The organism is Candidatus Omnitrophota bacterium, from assembly GCA_028716245.1.
In the GTDB taxonomy this organism is placed as follows: domain Bacteria; phylum Omnitrophota; class Gorgyraeia; order Gygaellales; family Profunditerraquicolaceae; genus UBA6249.
Map to the genome: position 1 here is coordinate 5,701 of JAQUQW010000007.1, position 17,966 is coordinate 23,666.

At 42.0% G+C, this 17,966-nt stretch carries 17 protein-coding genes; all 17 read left to right on the forward strand.

The genetic code is table 11. The features are described 5' to 3' along the window. The first annotated feature begins 754 nt into the window (after positions 1-754). The gene (locus tag PHG87_07320) at positions 755-1,228 is read left to right on the forward strand and encodes a hypothetical protein (GenBank protein MDD5477984.1); all 474 of its coding nucleotides are present in this window, start codon (positions 755-757) and stop codon (positions 1,226-1,228) included. Positions 1,229-2,329: 1,101 nt separating this feature from the next. Further along, complete coding sequence (locus PHG87_07325) at positions 2,330-3,766, forward strand: hypothetical protein (GenBank protein ID MDD5477985.1); 1,437 nt, start codon at positions 2,330-2,332, stop codon at positions 3,764-3,766. 20 nt (positions 3,767-3,786) lie between these two features. Then, positions 3,787-5,463, forward strand: coding sequence for a hypothetical protein (locus PHG87_07330; GenBank protein ID MDD5477986.1), 1,677 nt, complete (start codon positions 3,787-3,789; stop codon positions 5,461-5,463). 96 nt (positions 5,464-5,559) lie between these two features. Beyond that, positions 5,560-7,056, forward strand: a complete 1,497-nt coding sequence (locus tag PHG87_07335) for a hypothetical protein (GenBank protein MDD5477987.1) — start codon at positions 5,560-5,562, stop codon at positions 7,054-7,056. A gap of 46 nt (positions 7,057-7,102) precedes the next feature. Further along, entirely contained in the window at positions 7,103-7,492 is a 390-nt protein-coding gene (locus PHG87_07340) for a head decoration protein (GenBank protein MDD5477988.1), read from the forward strand. Positions 7,493-7,535: 43 nt separating this feature from the next. After that, on the forward strand, positions 7,536-8,549 hold the full coding sequence (locus tag PHG87_07345; GenBank protein MDD5477989.1) for a major capsid protein: 1,014 nt from the start codon (positions 7,536-7,538) through the stop codon (positions 8,547-8,549). Positions 8,550-8,611: 62 nt separating this feature from the next. Then, a complete protein-coding gene (locus tag PHG87_07350; GenBank protein ID MDD5477990.1) occupies positions 8,612-8,917 on the forward strand; it encodes a hypothetical protein in 306 nt (101 codons plus the stop codon). Positions 8,918-9,055: 138 nt separating this feature from the next. After that, positions 9,056-9,874, forward strand: coding sequence for a hypothetical protein (locus PHG87_07355; GenBank protein ID MDD5477991.1), 819 nt, complete (start codon positions 9,056-9,058; stop codon positions 9,872-9,874). 14 nt (positions 9,875-9,888) lie between these two features. Further along, positions 9,889-10,851, forward strand: a complete 963-nt coding sequence (locus tag PHG87_07360; protein ID MDD5477992.1) for a hypothetical protein — start codon at positions 9,889-9,891, stop codon at positions 10,849-10,851. A 20-nt stretch (positions 10,852-10,871) separates the two neighbouring features. After that, positions 10,872-11,252, forward strand: coding sequence for a hypothetical protein (locus tag PHG87_07365; GenBank protein MDD5477993.1), 381 nt, complete (start codon positions 10,872-10,874; stop codon positions 11,250-11,252). A gap of 7 nt (positions 11,253-11,259) precedes the next feature. Beyond that, a complete protein-coding gene (locus PHG87_07370; protein ID MDD5477994.1) occupies positions 11,260-12,408 on the forward strand; it encodes a hypothetical protein in 1,149 nt (382 codons plus the stop codon). 331 nt (positions 12,409-12,739) lie between these two features. Next, complete coding sequence (locus PHG87_07375) at positions 12,740-13,174, forward strand: hypothetical protein (protein MDD5477995.1); 435 nt, start codon at positions 12,740-12,742, stop codon at positions 13,172-13,174. A gap of 1 nt (position 13,175) precedes the next feature. After that, positions 13,176-13,724, forward strand: coding sequence for a hypothetical protein (locus PHG87_07380; GenBank protein MDD5477996.1), 549 nt, complete (start codon positions 13,176-13,178; stop codon positions 13,722-13,724). After that, on the forward strand, positions 13,708-14,214 hold the full coding sequence (locus tag PHG87_07385; protein MDD5477997.1) for a hypothetical protein: 507 nt from the start codon (positions 13,708-13,710) through the stop codon (positions 14,212-14,214). Before PHG87_07380 ends, PHG87_07385 begins: the two co-directional genes overlap by 17 nt. A gap of 16 nt (positions 14,215-14,230) precedes the next feature. Further along, complete coding sequence (locus tag PHG87_07390) at positions 14,231-15,064, forward strand: hypothetical protein (protein MDD5477998.1); 834 nt, start codon at positions 14,231-14,233, stop codon at positions 15,062-15,064. A 114-nt stretch (positions 15,065-15,178) separates the two neighbouring features. Next, positions 15,179-15,622 (forward strand): hypothetical protein, encoded by a 444-nt coding sequence (locus PHG87_07395; protein ID MDD5477999.1) that lies wholly within the window; start codon positions 15,179-15,181, stop codon positions 15,620-15,622. 205 nt (positions 15,623-15,827) lie between these two features. Beyond that, positions 15,828-17,960 carry a hypothetical protein gene (locus PHG87_07400; protein ID MDD5478000.1) on the forward strand — a complete coding sequence of 711 codons (2,133 nt, stop codon included), beginning with the start codon at positions 15,828-15,830 and terminating at the stop codon, positions 17,958-17,960. The last annotated feature ends 6 nt before the right edge of the window (positions 17,961-17,966 follow it).

Here is a 17,966-nt window from a genome sequence, read left to right on the forward strand (position 1 = left end):
AGCCGGCTGAAAGACTGCTACGATCGGTAAACACCCCAGAGGGAACAAGAGCAAGGAAAAGCATTATTGGGCGGATATTGGGTATAACAAGGAAAAGGGAATTGTTCAGTGATACCTTTTCAGATGACGCTTTTTGGAGAATGATAAAATGATAAAATGATAAAATACCACTAATGAAAGAAACCACCCGGTCGGGAAAGGGTTAGAGGAAAAGCCTCTAGGCAATGTGCCTAATCCGATAGGCTCTAGTGGTAGGCCACCCGTTTTCAACCTTTGATTGGAGGGAGCATGTAGGGACAACCTGAACAGCCTTGCGGGGGAGGGGGCACTGGATCAAATGACCCAGTGCTCCCCCTTTTGTATCATAACCCTAAATATCAATAATGGAATAGGTAAGGGAAGCACCCGGTCGGTAAAGGGTTAGAGGGATTGCCTCTAGGTGATAATGCACCTAATCCGACAATATACTCGTAAGGTCAAATATTCGCCTTGTGGGGGAAGGGGATACTGGGTCAAATGGTTCAGTATCCCCTTTTTTGTATCATGCCTTAATGGTGTAATAACACGATACTCTAAATCGACATAAGTCTAAGGATACCAAAGACTTGCGTCAATTCTCACCGAAAACAGAGGCACATATTTACCCCATAATGAAACAAGCATCCAAGGGCAATTGCATTATGGGTGTTTATATGGTAAAATATACGTTCAGTTTATTGCAAAACATCAAACCATAAATGAAGGAAAGCAACCAATGGGTAGCTCAAAGGGAAACCCTAATTGGAAAAAGGGAATGCCAAGCCCTAATCCTAGTGGTAGAAACAAGCTACCAAAGGTAGGCAAGGGTAGGGTAAGTGCTATGCGGATATTGGATCAGTTGCTCGACTTAGGGCAAAACAAGCACACCCTAAAGCAAGCGCTACAGGACGAGTTTGACAAAGACCCAGTGAAATTCTATAAGACATTTGTGTTACCATTTACACCAAAGGAAACTACCCTACAAGATGCAATGCCCAAGGGTGTAGAAATACTAATTGTAACCGGCAATAACAACGAAACCGTAAGGTTACAGGAACAAACCCCAAAGTACTTGGAGTATGAGGAAACCGCCATATACGATATACCCAAAGAGGAACTGGAACCCAAAGAGGATCAAGACACCCAGTTAGAAAGACAACAGAAAAGAGCCAATCATAAACCCTTTATGGCAATGAGAAGAAAGGGGTAAAACAATGGAGTATGATTACGAGCACTCAACGGAAGGATACCCAAAGGTGAAAGTGCTATATGGTAATAACCCACTATATGGGAGAATATTAGTAGCCTATAATGAAGCCGTAAAAGCCCAAACCAATAAGCAATTCCCAATACTATTAGCCTGGGATTTGGCACAATGCTTAGCGGATCACTTCGGTTTAAAGCAAACCAACCGATCATGGTATATAAGGTATAGCCTTAATAATTAGAAACCCCTAAAGACAAAAAGAAAACAAGGGAACCAAGGGAAACACCAAAGATACCAATACAAAGGCATTATCAATATCGTATCATACTGTAATCATACCAATACCAATACCATGTTGACATACCATTACCATAACAACCCATTACCATAACAACCCTAATACAACACAATAATATACCAATACCAATACCAATACCAATGCTAATGCCATACGCCGGACGTACCATACAACCAACAAACAATACAGGGTTCCCTTGCCATCATTAGCTATTGTTATGAGTTATGTATAGGTTAGCGGTAGCCTTGCACATAAGGCTATAATGGCCTTATAGTGAACTGACAAGGGGCATGTACCCCAAGGATCATACGCCCTATATATAGTATCATATAGGGTATATTACCTTATAGGGTATTTGATACCTTGGTGTGTCGTGTGGCTCATAGGGTCTTATACCCATAGGGCAATACGCCCTACAGGGTATATGATCCTATTACAGTACCGTGTAGCTCATAGGGTCTTATACCCATATAGGGCAATATACCCTATGGGTACTTTATGGCTCATAGGGTATATTGCCCTATATGGTGCTAATGACTCATAGGGTCTTATACCCATATAGGATTATATAGGGTAATATACCCTATATGGTGCTAATGACTCATAGGGCATATTACCCTATAGGCTCTATAGGGTAGGCCCCCTATATGGCCATTAGGGCGAAAAGGGGGTTGGCGGGTACCCCCCGCGTAACACACAAAAATTAGGCCCTAAGGGCCATAATGTAATCATGTATCCGCGTAACACACAAAATTAGACCATAAGAACCAATACCCCACTAACCCATAAATGGAAAGACCCCTATTATGGTAAAAAGAATAAGGTTAAAACCCAAAAGAGAAAAGCTAAAAGAGGACAACGGAGAATTACCAGCTTGGGTAAAGAAACTATACAAAAAACAGAAACAACAAGCCCCTGAAACTGAAACTCCAAAGGAACCACCACTAGACAAGGGATGGGAAAGTGTAGAGGAAAAGCACGGCCATGCCTATAAGGTCTTTAGACCCCATAGTGGTCAGGCCCGCATATTGCAAAGTGATGCTAGGTTCTTAGCAGCAATCGCAGGAACAGGGGGAGGAAAGACTTCCCTTGGTCCAGTTTGGCTTATGACACAAATTGCAAAACACCCCAATAGTTTGTGGATGTGCTTAGCACCTACATATAAAATCTTAGCAAGAGCAACAGTACCCACCTTGGTAAGGTCATTTAGGGGTACTCCCTTTGAGGGTAATTACGTAGAGGGTAGATACGACTTACCTTGTGGGGGAGTTATTTACTGTTTAAGCTCTGAAAGAGAAGAGGGATTGGAAGGGGGACAAATCCAGGGGGCTTGGTTGGATGAAGCAGGTCAAATGACCTATAGAGCTTGGATTGCAATACAAGGTAGACTAGGGCAGTTACTAGGTAGAGCATTGTTGACTACTACACCCTATAAAATAAACTGGTTGAAGAAAGAATTTTTAGATAGATTTACCAGGGGGGATAAGGACTATTTTGTTGCAAGCTGGTCGAGTATCGAGAACCCAAGCTACCCTAGAGAAGAGTACGAAAGAGCAGCCAGGACTTTACCTAGTGACTTATTCCACATGCGCTATGATGCAATCTTTACTCAATTAGAGGGGCAAATCTTTAGTGAATTTACAATAGAAAGAAACGTGAGACCGTGCTTTTACAATCCCAATAAGGCAATACTTGTAGGGTCTGATTTTAATGTAAATCCTATGGCATGGGTGTTAGCTCATAGGTATGGTGAAAGGTTAGAAGTATTTGATGAAATATGGTTGAAGAACACCACTACTAGAAAGACACTAGACTACTTATTTGGCAAATACAAAGAGCACTTAGGGGGCTTTGAATTCTATGGCGACGCAACAGGTAGTGCAAGGTCGACCAATGCATCCTTGTCAGACTACCAAATAATCTGTTTACACGAGGGCTTTCAGAAACTTGGTAGAACAGTGCATTACCCTAAAGTGAATCCGCCTAGAGCGGATAGGTTTGCAGCTTGTAATGCTATGTTTCGTTCTGCAAGTGGGGATTCTAAGTGCTTTATAGACCCCACTTGTGATAACCTAATTGCCGACTTGGACGGCCGTTTCTTCAAACCGGGGACCAGGGAACCGGCCGATGTTGACGATATAGGGCATATATCCGATGCACTAGGGTATATTATTTATAGGCTATTTCCCATTAGTTCGCAAGCTAACGTGGACACTGGATTGGACCAGATTTACACTGTTTAACCTTAAAGGAAAAATATACTATGTTGGGTTTGTTCAAGAGTAAGAAAGAATTGCCCAGGCCGAAAGAGGGTGAACTAACTGCAGCGCAAACTCTTAGGGCTATTGGGGATGTTGGACTATCTGCCCCAATTATGACAAAGAGTTTGGCCGCTTCTATGGCAACCTACAGAATGATTAGGAACGATCCTACAGTAGCGATTGCAAGGGAATTGGCAATCGCTCCGATACTATGTGGTAATTGGACTATTGAATCAAACAAGGGTGTTCCCCTTGAAAGAAAAGAGTTTATCGAATCCCAATTAGTGGGAATTCGTGGTATGATAATGGAAGCATCTTTAGGGTTTGGACATTGCGACTTTGGATGGTGCGGCTTTGAGAAAGTGTTTGAGATGGTGGATGGTAAAATTGGTTTAAGGAAACTAAAGCCTCTGCTCCATGATATTACATCTATCTTAGTGTTAAAAGAAACAGGGGCTTTTGCTGGGTTCTATCAAGAGACTTCCCAAGGTAAAGTGGTAATACCCTTGGAGAAGTCTTTTCTTACTTCATTTAGGGTAGAAGGAACTGATTGGTATGGCAATGGTTTATTGGAGAGAGTACGTAACTGTTATAATTGGTGGGCAGACGCTAATGAGGGAGCTAGGAAATATGATTTGAAAGTAGCCGGTTCACACTTAGTTGTGGAATACCCTAAAGGGGTTTCTAAACTAGATAATGTTGAAGTGTCTAATGCGGTTATTGCCAAGAGGGTTTTAGAGTCTTTGGAGAATTGCGGATCGGTTACAGTTCCTAGGGATGTATCCGATATTCCCGGGGAAGAACCAGTAAAAAAGTGGGTGTTTAATATGCTTGAAGATAAAGGGGGCAGACAACCTACTTTTGTGGAAAGGCTGAAATATCTTGACACACTCAAAGTTAGGGCTATGGTACTTCCCGAGAGGGCCTTATTAGAAGGACACTTTGGTACGAAAGCGGAAGCGCAAGAGCACTATGATTTAGCCCTAACTTATATGCAGTTACTTGATAGGCATATTACCACTATGGTAAACTGGCATATAGTGGACCAACTATTAGCATTAAACTTTGGGGAAGATGCTAGGGGTACAATTAGACTAACTGCAGCACCCTTGTCCGACGAAGTGGCAAGCTACATGCGGGAATTATACCGAACAATTATCCAATCGACAGAGGGGTTTTTACTCGAATATGGTAAATTGGACATTGAAACTTTCCGGCGAAGATTGGAAATTCCCAGCCTACCAGAGGACGAAAGAAAAGAATTGGAAGCTATTAAGGGTGTAGAACCCGAAGAGGGTGTAGAACCCAAAGAGGAAAATAAGGGTGTAGAAACCGAAGAGGAAAGTGATGTGGAGCAAACACCCGAAATTACACAAGAGGACCAAGCCGCTAGTGAGTTGTTGGGCAGGGTAGGTGGCATTACTGGTATGTTAGATATGTTTAGTAAATACCATAAAAAGGAAATTACTGCGGAAACCCTAGTGCAACTAATCATGTTGTTCTTCAGAGTAGAAGAGGAACAGGCTAGAGCTATTGTAAATACACTACCAGAACAGGGGGAAGCGCCTGTTGAAGAGAACGACGACGACGACGACGACGACGAAGCCCAGTCGGCCTACGACGACGGGTCGGCCTACGACGACGGGTCGGCCTACGACGACGAGTGGGACTACAAGTAAAAAGGTACAAACACCCTAGTAATTTGCTATCTTCTGGTTTGGTGTTTTGATTAGGTTTGATATACTATACTAAGCCCACTACATTAGGGGAAAACAATGCCGATACTTAACTGTACAGTTAACGGAAAGCCCGGGTATAAGTGGGGCAATAAGGGTAAATGTTATACTTATACCCCAGGAAACGAAAAGTCCCGCAAAGAGGCTAAACAAAAGGCATATAAACAAGGGGCTGCTATTGATTTATCGGTGGGTAAACACGTAAAAGCGTATAAGCACGGGGCCGCTATTGGTTTATCAAAGACATTTGGTAATCATGTATTAGTACCACATTGGGTAAACGGTGAGAGCCAAACAGGGCCTTGTGATGAATGCGCAGCATTAGATGGTTTACCTATATGGGATTGGCCGGAAGAGTATAGGTCAGGACCACCATCCCCACACCCAAGGTGTGTTTGCTCTATTGAGTATATTGATATGACCGTGGATGATGTAGTAGAGCAAGCATACGAAAGCGGGGTGGATTTAGACCAAATTGAATCCCTTATACAAACCGATTTTGAGTTTAACAGGGGGGATCAAATGAAAACAGTTATTGGGTCAAATGAATCAATCGTGCTTAGGCTTGCAAGTAACCCTATTGCAAACTTAATTAAGACGAAAGAGGGTATTCGGTTTAAGAAAGAGATTATAACGTGTGGCACATTCCTAGTTAGTCCTACTGGTCCAAAGTTTACCATTGGACCAGAAACGCTAGACCATTGGGTTAACACCTTTAACTTAATGGCTTCTAATGGTGTAAAGGTAACTGTACCCCCATCCCATGAGGCAACAGATAAGAATATGGGATGGGTAATTGGTTTGGAGAGAAGAGGGGATAAACTTATTGGGGAGTTTCTACTAACTTGTAAAGATGCGCGAAATATAGCGCACTCAAACGATGTTAGTCTTTATTCCCCACCGAGTTTCAAAGACGGTAAGGGCAACGTATACACTAGACCTATAGTGCATATTGCCCTGACACCAACACCCCAAATCCCTGGTTTAGGGCCTTGGGAAGAAATTGCTGCTAGTAGGTCAATCGTAACACTTTCAAGGGAGTCCAAGATGCCGATTAACTGGAAAGACTTTAGTGAGAAACTTGGTGTTGAAGTCACTGAGGAAAATGCAGTAGATGTTATCTTATCTAAGGTAACTGAACTAACTGAAATTATCCAAAAGAAAGAGGATGAACTAAAAACACTAACAAAGCCTACAGAGCCTGCTGAAAAGAAACTCGATCCAATCCTGCTTTCTCTTGCCAGGGAAAACTTGGAGCTAAAGCTGTCAAGTATTTGCCCTAGTAAGATTTGTCCAGCGACAAAGGATAAGATTGAGAAAGCGTTTCTTTCGGAAGAGTGGCTTACAATCGCCTTGTCGAGAAATGAGGGTAAGTACACCCTATTTGAAACCCTTATTGAAGCCCTTAGGGACAATAAGGTTGTTCCCATTGGGGAACATACGGGGCCGCAAACCCTTAAACTTGCTCACAATCTTGCCCCCGGGGAAAATCCGCTTGTTAAGGATGCTGAAGCTAGGGCTAAGAACGCTTCTTAGTCTTTTTGTACTAACTGAAACTACCTATTAGTTTGGAGAAGTAACTATGGCGTTGGAAAGTAATGTTCAAAGTGAGGGTGTTTACCCTGCTGATGTTGTGAAGTGGGAAGCCGATCAGCGGTATACCAGGGAGAAGATCACCCTAAAGGGTACGGAAGATGATGAACTAGAAGTAGGGCAAATCCTTGAAGAGGATGAATATGGGGATTATGTCACGTTAGCTACTGCCGCTAACGCTGCTGCGATTCTATTAGAGAATGTCACTATTCCCGCCGCTGCGGAGATTGAGACTATTGCCCTAATTAGAGGACCAGCAATCGTCACGGATGAACACTTGGCGTATAATGAGGAAGATTCGGCAACAGTAAATGCCGCTCTTCTCAATCTTGGCATTAAGGTTGAAAGCGCCCTTACTTGGGTTGAGCAAACAACCTAATGTATTTCAATTAGGTCACTTACTTTAACTTTGGAGAAAAAAGATGCCGAATATTTTGGACGTATTTAGTGGAGATGCCTTTAATGCAATCAATATGACGCTGGCAATCAATAAATTGCCCGTTGTCCCTGGCAGAATTGGTAGTATGGGTCTGTTCACTGAACAGGGTGTATCCACTACAGTTGTGGTGCTAGAAGAGCGGGATGGAATTATCGCTCTAGTGCCAACACAACCCAGGGGTGGTCCTACCAATTATGGTAGGGGAGAAAAGAGAAAAGCACGGTCATTTCAAGTCCCGCACATCCCCTTGGATGATGCTATCTTGGCAAATGACATCCAGAACGTGCGGAAGTTTGGTTCTAATGACGAATTAGAGGGTATTTACTCCGCTGTAAATGACAAGCTAATGGCATTAAAGCGTTCTCTTGATGCTACAGTCGAATATCATATGGCGGGAGCACTCCAAGGGAATATCCTAGATGCCGATGGTAGTTCAGTCATTTACAATCTGTTTACTGTTTTCGACCTAACGGAAACAGAAGTCGATTTTATCTTGAACAACTCCAATACAAACGTCGGGCAAAAGTGCATCGACGTTAAAAGGGAGATTGAATCCGCTTTGGGTGGAACACCTATGAGTGGTGTTCATGCTCTATGCGGAAAGGATTGGTGGGATGCCTTTGTTGCTCACGATGACGTGAAAGATGCTTGGGCAAGGTATCAAGATGGTGCCTTTTTCCGCGTAGACAACAGGGCTGGTTTTGAGTTTAAGGGTATTCTCTTTGAGGAATACAACTATTCGGTGGGGGATATTACCTATATTCCTACCGATGAAGCCCGTTTCTTCCCGGAGGGTGTTCCTGGGCTCTTTATGAGATTTAATGCCCCAGGTGATTTTATTGAGGCTGCAAATACCATTGGTTTGCCCTATTATGCCAAACAAGAGATAATGAAGTTTGGCAGGGGTGTTGAAATCACTACTGAAGTAAACCCATTGTGTATTTGCACTAGGCCACAGTGTCTTGTTAAGGGTGTCTTGGATGATACCACGCAGTAGAGTAAAGTGTTTTCCCATTACTAGTTCTGTTTGGAGGGTTTACCATGAACCAAAGTAGGTCAATGGCCGATGCCGTAAGAAAGCACATGCTAACAAACTATGGGGTAGATGTACCCGTAGATGCTATCGTGGAGCTGATCTTATGGCTTATCTCTTGTTTTACAACAGTGGAAGCGTTGAAAGAAGAGGCCGAAAACCCGAGGGGTATTAAGGCCACTCTTTTGAAGCTAAAGACTTGGGCGGTTTTGCGCAAGTATGGTGTGCAAAATAGGGCACATTGTAGGGATTGCCTTGTTGCTGCTGTTTACGAAGTAGGGCAAGATTCCAGTTATACACAACTAAGTACGTTGCTTAGTGAAAATAACTAATTTGTTTGCCCTAGCACCCTTAATTGTCCCTTCCCGATTATGGGTGCTGATAGTGGCGGGTCGTGGGGTCGCCTATGGGGGCACTTTGTGTCCCCATAGGTTTTATTGTTTTCCCCCATAGTTCTATTGGAGCACCAAATGAGAAGGTTGTTTTTATTGGTTGCAATCTTATGGTGTTCTGCCCTATATGGCCAAGTGCATATCAATGGTCCAGATTCCCTTGATAAAGGGGAATCCGACTTCTATGATATTGTTGGCATTAGTGCAGAGCAACTAGAAGATTGTAGATGGGTTATTTTACCCAGTAGTGCTAAGCATCAAGCTAGGATGGTGCTTACTATTGTGTCTGGTAAAACCAGATTAGAAGTAGTCACAAATAGGGCTGAAGAAGTTTCCACTCTATTGGAAAGTAACAGTGTAAAAGAGTTAGAAGCTCTTTTGGAAACTCCCCTTCCAGAAGCAAACCCGGCCGATATGACGTTGGTTCCCAGTTTGTTCTTTAAGCCTTTGGATGAATCACTTTATACAATAGTGCTTGATGTAAATATACCAGAGGCATATCAATTAGTGTATAAAGAGATTAGAGTGGGCCCTCCAAGTCCCCCTCCGCCGCCCCCACCTATTCCACCATCGAATCTATCGGAGTGGGTGAAAGAGCAAGTGGAGGGGGTAAACCTACCACAGAAGCAATTAGTAGTATCAAACTGGGCAAAGGGGATAAGGAAAGCATTGAGCGAGAAGATACAGAACCCCAAGTTATTGAGGGAGAAAATAAGGGTCGAATCCGCCAAAGCACTTTTAAGTGTTACAACGGAAGATGTTATAGACGAGTGGGAATTAGGTTTCGATAACCCAATTCTAACACCTAGGCTAAAAGAACTATTAGAGGGTGAGCCTATTGAAACATACTATAAGGTATGGGAACAAGTAGCAGAAGGATTTGAACTAATCAATTAAAATGGGGTATTTTTATGATAGACAATATTGACAATTTACAGGGCTGGTTGGGCCCTGACATGGAAAAAGAGTCCTTTCAGATTGGGTTCAAAGAGGGTTATTGTGATTTTCTATCTAGTGTAGGTATCCAAGACAATCTTGCCATAACGGGGTTATACACTTGGGATTTAGAGAAAAGCCTGCATAAAGTAGCCCCAAATAAAATGGAGTGGGAATCTGTACCAAGGTTTACCCAGGATACTGGCAACTGCGTTGCTGAATCAGGTGCCCATATGGGACAAATTAGGCAAGTAGTTGAGTGTTTTGAGGGAAAACAAGAGGAAAAAGTCCGTAGATGGTACACCCCTTGGATGTATGCTGTTTCAAGGAACCAGATTTTAGGGGGAGTATCAGGGGCTGGTTCTACTGGAGCAGCATTAGCAGGGGCTTTACAGAGATATGGTGTACTTTTTACCGATGATGTACACCCGGATACTGGAGAAAGCGTTCCCCCATATAGAGGCTATTCTGATTTATGGGGGCATAGACGTTATGCAGGGAGGATTGAGAATGCTGTTTATGGCAAGTGGGCTGAAGTGGCAAGTGACAATCTTATTGTTGCCCTAAAGATTACCACTATTGAGCAATTAGTGGAAGCGGTCCAGAATAGGATGATGGTAACTATTGCATCATATAGGGGATTTTCAGGAAAGGCAAAGGACTATAATGGATTCGACGTGTATGTACCCTCTGGTAGATGGGCGCACCAGATGTATTTCACTGATTATAATGAGGAAATAGGTGCTCTTTGGAGAGGAAACCAATGGGGTGATAACTTATCGTTGTTTCCTACTGGTAGACCAAGGTGTGGTCGTCCTAATGGTGCTTGGAATCTTATTTCGGATATTAAAAATGAAATGAGAAGTAACGCTGCTGAAATATACGCTTATCATAACTTTAGTGGAGAACCAACAGGACCTGATTATGGGGGACTATAACCCATTGGGAGTTTTTACCTATGTCAAATGATGATATTAAAGTAGTAGTGGATAAGTTGCATGACCTTAAAGTTGAATTACGTTCTGGTTTGGAGGAAGTAAGAACAGATGTAAAAACACTAGGAAAAGAAGTTAGTCAATTAAGGATTGAGTCTGCTGGTATTTTCGTTGTATGTCCCGAAACTAGAAAGATGGTATTAGACCATGATGAAATACTAAAAGGACGTGCTGGCAAATTAGGGCACGTTGCTAGGTTGGAAAAGCTAGAGAATTGGCAATCGACAATGAGACTATTTCAAACCGCCTTGCAGAAAAAGGCATTAGCGCTTTTAGCAGCAATTGTTGCTGGGGTATCAGCACTATTTGAGATACTAGTTAGATACCTTTCATCTCTTGGGTAAATGCCAAATGCTCATATCCAACAAATTATTAGAGCAAAGACGTTGGGCAACTCACGCTATAGATAGCTCTATAGGTAAGCCCAAGTCAATTATAAATGCTTGGGGTATAAACATTGGTTTAACAATGGAATTATCCCAAACAGAGCCGCCTAAGTCAATCGACAATGGAAAAAGGTTTGTTTGTGGAAATACACTAATTGAGTTGGAAGAACAAACAGGATGGTTAAAGGAAAGGATAATCGTAGAAAGGGGTGCTAAACCCCAATATGTTTTTACTTTGGAGTCAAGTAAGCAATTAGAGTTTTCGTATCAAGACGCACTAACTGAAGATGAAATAAAAGAGGGTGTAAAAAGACCAGAAGAAATAGTTGGGTCTTATGCTGTTTTTCACAATAGGCGAAAAGTAGCGCACATTTACCGCCCTTGGGCAAAGGACGATAGAGGGGATACAATCTATTGTGATATGCGGATTAGTGGTAATAAACTATTTGTTGAGTTGGACCAGCGTTGGTTGAATAGGGCTAAATATCCTATTGTAATTGATCCAACAATAGGATACACCGATATAGGGGCTACTGCTACTGGTTTCCAGAATACTATGTATTGCTTCGGCTATTACCCTATGTTGGAAAGTGGTAGTTTGCAAAGTATCCATCATTACGTATCAAGTAGGTTTGGTGGTGGTATATGGGGTATGTATAGTGATAATGGAAGCAATCACCCTGGAAGCCTTTTTGCCTATAGTGACCCCTATCCAACAGTATATGACCAGATGCTAACTGGGTGGAATACAATTCCTTGTTCAGGTGATTTAACTATAAATAATTATTGGTTGTTCTGTTTTCCGGCGGTTTGGACTTCGGCGAGATATGATAGTTATAGTGGGGTTGCTCTAAGATATAAAGATATGGTGTTTCAAAACCCCCCTCCCGATCCGGCACCTGCTGGCATGGGGATTGCAAACAATAGGGCATATTCGGTATATGTAACTTATGAGGAAATAACACCACCAGCAGAAGCAGGTTTAGTACCCTACGGTATAAGCACTAATCCAAGATTAAAGTCAAGTAGGTTTATCATACTAGAGGCGACAAAGCAGCCGTCTTTGATTGATATACAGACCACAAATAAGCCCAATAGGATTACCTTGTTTTAATGGGGTGTTTACTTATGAGTCTTCCAAAGTTGCCAGTAGGTAATTCGTTTGACGTGTTTATAGATAGACTGAAGAAAGCGTCGGATCAAACTGGGGTGACTGATGCTCAAATTACAGCAACCTTGTATGATGCAGATAGTGAAGTAGTTGAGGGTTGTGATGGTATTGCCCTAATGGGAGATGGGGAGGGTTCTTATAGGTGTACTTTAACCCCAACAATTGACTTAGAGAGTGGGAGCTTTTACAGGATTGTATTACAAGCGAGCAATTATACCCTAAGATGGGAACAATGGTGTGAAGCAATTAGCAGAGATTTTGAAAGGTAATAATAATGGTAGAACCCTATGCGACAAAAGATGATTTGGAAAGCGTGTTTGGTGCTGCGAATATAAGGGATTGGGCTGATAGGGATAGGGATGGAAACCCTATAAAAATACAAGCCAATATCGAAACAGCGCTCAAAGAGGGGGCGCAAAGGATAAATGATAGGTTCAGGAAAAGCAAGTATGCTGTTCCCCTTGCATCAGTAGATAATGATGCAGATGACCTATTGGTAATTAAGGGTGTAAATGCCCGACTATCCGGTTGGATACTATGGGAAAGTAAAAGGGTTGAGGACGTGCCAAGTTTGCCGAAAGATTATTGGCGCAAACAAAGAACAACAGCGGAGAAAGACATAAACGATTATTTGAGTGGTGCTTTGAACCTAAACTGTACCCTCAAAAGCGCTATGTTGAGTAGAGACGATTTACCAGAGGCATTTTGATATGAGAATTACATATAAGTTGAAAGCACTAAAAGAGTTTATTAGTAAGTTTAAGGCAGAGTTAAAGGATGGAACTGGAATCCTTGGAGAAGCCTTAAAGGATTGGGCGTTTGTTTATAAGTTGTTTACACTAGAAAGATACAATATTTTTGCAGAGGGTGGCGGGGATTGGCCGCCATTAGCACCAAGCACAGTCAGGAAAAAAGAGAAAAAGGGGCTTGACCCCAGAATTTTAATAGAAACAGGAACCCTATTTGATACGTTAGACCCGGCTTTGAGCTTTGATCCGGATAGTTCGAGTGAAATAACTATAATGAATGGAATCGTTGGCGTTGGCTTCAATGAAGATATGCACGCTCCAAGCATAGAGAAGGGTCATCCATTGACTATAGCAGAATTAGGTGGGTTCCATCAAAGAGGGACAGTAAACATGCCCCAAAGAGAAATACTAGTTTCTCCAGACAAAGATGCTACTGAAGAAATGGTGGATATAATGCAGGTTGCTATAGTGGATTTACTGGAAAGGACGAAAAATGGACCCGTTCAGTAAGGCATACAACCTATTGTGGGAATGCTTGGAATCAAACAGAGATTGGAGAACTTCCGTTAAGATAGCGAATAGGGTTAGTTTCACTAATTCCTATCATAAAGACCCCAGAAAGATTGCCGCACTTACAGCAGACAGACCCACTGTTGGGATTATGCCCTTTGGGGCAAAACCACAACTGGGTATTTCATCCAATACAGATATATGGGTCGATACCCATAGGATTATACTTGTAACTGGTACTTTGAATGTCAAGGATGAATTGAATCCCTTGAAGTGGGAGATTATTAGGTCATTTAAGTCCTGGGTGGATAAGTTTAAGAATCTGTATTTGGATGAATTACCCACGTACAATTATGTAGTGGATTTTAAGATGCCTTCTTACAGTCAAATGCCGTTTAATGAAGTAGACAACCTAACTATTGTTGGATGGGTTGCTTACTTTGATGTTGAGATAAGGATGAAACTACCAAGTAGCGTTATTAGCCCTTAACAATGGAGATATTTCAATGAGCGTTATTTCTGGTTTGAATGCTTGTGTTGACGGTATCAACACAATGGGAAAGTGGACTGTTGAACTATCCAATGAAGTAAAGTCTTGGTTGGCCTCAAATAGTAAAAGAGCCCCTGGGTATTTACCCGGAAACTTTGATTGGAGTGGCTCTTATGAGGCATGGGGTTATCAGCCCTTAAAGATGCCAACAAATGAGTTTACTTTTACTGGTTCAGTCGATGGGGCAAAAGGTGTTTCTGGTGATGTTGTCGTTGACTCTGTAGAGATTACTATTGGGGTGGAAGCGGCAGACATTATCAAGCATACAGTAGAGTTTTCTGGTAATGGAGCACTAACGAAAGCAGATATTAGTGCAATATCCGATGTTGAATCACCTGAAGCGTTTACATCATTGGGTCTTAAAGCCTATTTGGGAGATATTGCAGAAAGCCCGTTGTATTCGGAATTGTCCGATGTTAGGACAGTTACACTAAGATTTACTGCCGATAACAAAGAGTACAATTCCAGCGGAACTAGTGGATATACGAAAAGGTTAGCCGGAAACATAGGGGGTGAAGTTACTATTTCTGTTTATGCAGATAGTTTAGATGATTTACCCGATGAAGGGGATTTAGCAGCACTTAAGGTAATGGTGACTGATACACTATTCTGGGAGTTGAAATGGATTATCTTTGCCAGTATTGGGGATTTTGCGGCAGATGTTGAAACTGGGGATTTGATTGGTGCGGAATTAAGTGGCAACTTTTCGGGACTCGCTTTCGATGGTTCGTCTTGGTTGGAGGGGGAGATTGTTAGACCGGATTCGTCTATATGGTGGCCGTTTACCTAATAAACACTAATTATGCGACAATGGGGGTATCTTTTTCTGCCAATATACCCCCAGGTATCCTTGTCAAATTGGCATAAGTACCCCCATTGTCCTATTTAATTGGAGAACCCTAAGATGACAACACGTTCCCAAGCGACAGCAGCGCCCATTGAAGTTACCATAAATGGAAATGTCTATAAGGTAAGCCCCCTAACTGATAAAGATATAGGGGAATTAGATAACTGGTTGAGAATGAGACTAATAACACTTGCAAGAGAAACGGCTAAGGGGCTTCCCGATGACGAAAGACAAAAGCTCATGGATGATGCTTTTCGTTCCGCTATGTCAATGTCTTGGATTAAGGATAGGGGCTTAATCAGAAATACCCCAGAAGGAATGACTAGATTTGTTTATCAGTTGTTCAAGAGAGAACAACCTAATTTGACAATGGATCAGTTGACAAAAGACTTAAATGCCGATGGAAATGCTCTATCCTTGGTATTAGATGTGTTTAAGCTATTGCATGGTGTTATTGGTGATGTTACCGAGGACGAATCAGAAGAGGAAAAAAAGGGCTAAACACCCAATATGTAGAAGATAGGGACAATGTTTATAGGGCATTAGCAGAATTAGGCTTTTCCCCTCAGATTGTTTCTGATATGACACCCGAACAACAGTATATGCTTTTGAGTAGTAAGGATGTTAGGGTAACTCCAAGGGGTAAAAAATATAAGTCATTTGCATCATATTCTGATCTTCTCCAATTTCAACGGAGTAAAAAGAAATGGCAAACCAAGTAATCATAGAATTAGTGGCAAAAGACCTAACTTCTGGGGTATTAGAAGCCTTTGCTAATATCGTTCAAGCGTCTACTGAAACATCAAAGAGTAAGATTGACGAATTAGATGTTTCTTTTGATGGTCTTGACACCAGTGTTTCATCTAGTGTAGATAGCTTAGTAAGTAACGTAGAGCAAACGGCCAAGTCAATAGACACTATGGCCAACAAATCAAGTAGTTTGAAAAAGTTTGGTAATGCGATTGATTCTATGGTAAGTAGTGGTGTTTCCAGATTAGGGCAATTGACTAAATCCTTTGGTAAGGTTAGTGCTAGTGCCGCTTCATTGCCTATTACGGCCATAACCCAAGGTGCCTCTTTTGTTGGGGGTGCCTTTAAGGGTGCTGCATCTAGTGCATTAGGTTTCGCTAAGTCTTTGGTTTCGGTGGGCAGTGTTAGTGGGGGACTTGCTTCTGGGGGCTTTGGGGGAATGCTAATTGCTGGAAGGGGGCTAATTGCACTAACAGACAAACAACTAAAGGCCGAAGCGCAACTTGAAACAGTACTGAAGAGAACAGGAAACACAACAGGATACACAAAAGACGAAATAATTGGATACGCCCAAGAGTTACAAAAGGCAACTACTTTCGGTGACGAAGCAACTATTGCCGCATCTTCCCTAATAGCTTCATTTAAGACAATTAAGGGGGATGAGTTTAAAAGGACTATTTCCCTTGCACAAGATTTGTCGATAGCTCTTGATAGAGATTTGAGTAATGCCTCTAGGGCATTAGCTATGTCATTAAACTCCCCAGAAAGAGGGTTAAGGCGTTTACGTGATATGGGGGTTGATTTTAATGATGAACAAAGAGCTATGATTAGGCAAATGATGGAGCAGGGACGACAAACAGAAGTGCAACAATACTTGTTGCAGGAATTAGAATCAAGATATGGGGGCACTGCCGCAGCCGCTGCTGAAGCGGGTGGCAGCTTTGAGCAAATGAAGAACGCTTTAGGGGATATTGGTGAATCCATTGGATTACAGTTAAAACCCCACTTTGATTCGTTGTATAAGGATGTAATCAAAGTTGCGGAGAAGTTTGAGGAATGGTCCCCCATTATTGGACAATTTGTTGGATTTTCCCTAAATATGTTTAAGGGTTTTGCCACTAATGTAGTTGAGTTTGTTAAAGATACTACCCAGTTTTTCAAAGAAGTTTGGGATGGGGCATTTATCCTATTGGATGAATCATTAGAGGGTGCGTCTTCTGGTTTTCGTGAAATGTTTTCAGGCGCAATAGATATGGTAGATGTTTTATTAGGGTCTTGGAGGGGGTTCAGGGATGGAATAGTCTATTTAACCTATCAAACCGTTTACGGGTTTCAAGCTATATGGGAGCAAGTAGTTGACTTTTTTCAAGTATCATGGATAAAGATGCAAGGACTTGCCGAGAGTGCATGGTTGGCTATTGGACAAGCTAGTGTAAAATATGCAATGCCCACGTTTGCAAAGCTGTTTATTTGGTTGGAAAAGAAAAAGAAAGCGTGGAAGGGGGAGAAGTGGCTTTTAACCCCAGAAGAAGAAGAACGCACCATACGTTCAACCCAAGAGCAATTCCTAAACAAATACAGAAAACAGAGGCAGGATATAGAGAGGCAAACTAATGCTTTAGTGCTAGAACAGAGAATAAAACATGAAGCGAAAATGGCCCAAATAGGCCAAAAGAGTTTGGATAAATTGGATGAATGGAAGAAAAAGACTAAGGATTATCCAAGGTTAAGTGCCACCATAAAAGATGCTTGGGAAAAAGCAGCAAAAGCACAAAAAGAGTTTAAGGTAGAACTACCAGACTTTGATATTGGGGATGTTTTCGGTGACTTAGAGGACGAAACAATAAATGCGGAGAAAGCGCAGGGTGGTTTCGAGGGGATAGAATCACTCTATAAGAGAATAGCAGCAGGCGCAGCAGCGAGAAAAGAGGAAAGGGTAAATGAAGCTATAGAGGAAAACACTAGGGGTATGTTGGAAGAACAAAGACTTGCCACCAAGGAACTACAGAAGTTTAACAAGCGAAGAAGAAATGAAGATAGGTTTTATGGTTTAGAAGAACGCTTTGGTACTGAAACAGTAATTCGATAAGAGGGA

Bases quoted from the DNA above. Each gene is read 5' to 3' on its own strand.
- PHG87_07395 (MDD5477999.1), top strand. From the start codon at position 15,179: ATGACAACACGTTCCCAAGCGACAGCAGCGCCCATTGAAGTTACCATA.
- PHG87_07375 (MDD5477995.1), top strand. From the start codon at position 12,740: ATGGTAGAACCCTATGCGACAAAAGATGATTTGGAAAGCGTGTTTGGT.
- PHG87_07330 (MDD5477986.1), top strand. From the start codon at position 3,787: ATGTTGGGTTTGTTCAAGAGTAAGAAAGAATTGCCCAGGCCGAAAGAG.
- PHG87_07355 (MDD5477991.1), top strand. From the start codon at position 9,056: ATGAGAAGGTTGTTTTTATTGGTTGCAATCTTATGGTGTTCTGCCCTA.
- PHG87_07400 (MDD5478000.1), top strand. From the start codon at position 15,828: ATGGCAAACCAAGTAATCATAGAATTAGTGGCAAAAGACCTAACTTCT.
- PHG87_07335 (MDD5477987.1), top strand. From the start codon at position 5,560: ATGCCGATACTTAACTGTACAGTTAACGGAAAGCCCGGGTATAAGTGG.
- PHG87_07350 (MDD5477990.1), top strand. From the start codon at position 8,612: ATGGCCGATGCCGTAAGAAAGCACATGCTAACAAACTATGGGGTAGAT.
- PHG87_07325 (MDD5477985.1), top strand. From the start codon at position 2,330: ATGGTAAAAAGAATAAGGTTAAAACCCAAAAGAGAAAAGCTAAAAGAG.
- PHG87_07345 (MDD5477989.1), top strand. From the start codon at position 7,536: ATGCCGAATATTTTGGACGTATTTAGTGGAGATGCCTTTAATGCAATC.
- PHG87_07370 (MDD5477994.1), top strand. From the start codon at position 11,260: ATGCTCATATCCAACAAATTATTAGAGCAAAGACGTTGGGCAACTCAC.
- PHG87_07365 (MDD5477993.1), top strand. From the start codon at position 10,872: ATGTCAAATGATGATATTAAAGTAGTAGTGGATAAGTTGCATGACCTT.
- PHG87_07360 (MDD5477992.1), top strand. From the start codon at position 9,889: ATGATAGACAATATTGACAATTTACAGGGCTGGTTGGGCCCTGACATG.
- PHG87_07390 (MDD5477998.1), top strand. From the start codon at position 14,231: ATGAGCGTTATTTCTGGTTTGAATGCTTGTGTTGACGGTATCAACACA.
- PHG87_07385 (MDD5477997.1), top strand. From the start codon at position 13,708: ATGGACCCGTTCAGTAAGGCATACAACCTATTGTGGGAATGCTTGGAA.
- PHG87_07380 (MDD5477996.1), top strand. From the start codon at position 13,176: ATGAGAATTACATATAAGTTGAAAGCACTAAAAGAGTTTATTAGTAAG.
- PHG87_07340 (MDD5477988.1), top strand. From the start codon at position 7,103: ATGGCGTTGGAAAGTAATGTTCAAAGTGAGGGTGTTTACCCTGCTGAT.
- PHG87_07320 (MDD5477984.1), top strand. From the start codon at position 755: ATGGGTAGCTCAAAGGGAAACCCTAATTGGAAAAAGGGAATGCCAAGC.